1 protein-coding gene is annotated in these 1,189 nt (G+C 74.2%); it reads right to left on the reverse strand.

The window, feature by feature from the left end; all coding sequences use genetic code 11:
- Positions 1–1,189 (reverse strand): KR domain-containing protein (locus ACP4IX_RS36225; RefSeq protein ID WP_426558904.1); only part of this gene is annotated, 1,189 nt, incomplete at both ends.

The raw sequence follows: 1,189 nt of genomic DNA on the forward strand, positions 1-1,189 counted from the left end.
CCGGTGCCTCGATGCCCCGGCGGCTCACCAGCACCAGGTGCTCGGCGCCGTTGCCCGCGAGCCAACGGGCGACATGTGCGCCCAGCGCGCCCGTGCCGCCGGTGACCAGCACCGTGCCCCGCGGGCGCCACTCACGCGCCACCGCGGTGTCCGCCGGCCGCGCACGCACCAGACGGCGACCGAGCATCCCGGAAGCCCTCAGGGCCACCTGGTCCTCCGCGCCGTCGCCGCCGAGGACACCCGCCAGGCGGGTCAGCGCCCGGTCGTCCACCGTGTCCGTGCCGGGCAGGTCGACCAGGCCGCCCCAGCGGCCGCCCTGCTCCATGGAGGCGACCCGCCCGAGACCCCAGATCAGCGCCTGGGCGGGATCGGTCACCTGCTCGGAGCGGCCGGCGGCGACGGCGCCGCGGGTCAGGCACCACAGGGGCACGGCCACCTCGGCGTCACCGAGTGCCTGGACGAACGTGAGTTCACCCGCGAACGCGCCTTCGCCGCCGAGAGCGAGGAGGGAAAGGATGCCGCTGGGGGCGGAGTCGTCGAGTGCGGCCCTCACGGTTGCCGTGAGCTGCTCGCGGTCGGTCGTACCGTGCTCGACGCGCACGGTGCGCACCTGCGCCCCGCGGGCAGTGAGCGTGCGCTCGACGGCGGCCGTCCACTCCTCGTCCGCGCCGGTGAGCGTGTCGGGGACGGCGAGCAGCCAGACGCCGGTGAGGTGAGCGGAGGTGGGCTCGGGCAGGGGCTTCCACGTCACGCGGTAGCGCCAGCCGTCGACGGTGGACTGCTCACGGCTCTGCCGACGCCAGGACGACAGTCCGGGCAGGACATTGCCCAACGAACCGATCGCTTCCGGGGTGTCGAGAGCGAGGGTGCCCGCGAGGGCTTCGAGGTCCTCGCGTTCGACGGCCTCCCAGAAGCGGGCGTCGGTCTTGTTCTCCACCGGCACGTCGAGGTCGGGATGCGCGCTGATCTCGGGCCAGAACCGCTGCGGCTGGAAGGCGTAGGTGGGCAGGTCGACGCGCTGCGCGCCGGTCCCGGCGAACACCGCCTGCCAGTCCACGGACGCGCCGTGGACGTAGGCCTCGCCCAGGGAGAGCCAGAACCGCTCCAGACCCCCTTCATCGCGGCGCAGGGAACCCAGGACGGCGGCGTCACGGCCGGTGTCCTCGACGGTCTCCTGCACACCGACGGT

Origin of the sequence: Streptomyces sp. WG5 (genome assembly GCF_049974565.1) — a bacterium.
In the GTDB taxonomy this organism is placed as follows: domain Bacteria; phylum Actinomycetota; class Actinomycetes; order Streptomycetales; family Streptomycetaceae; genus Streptomyces.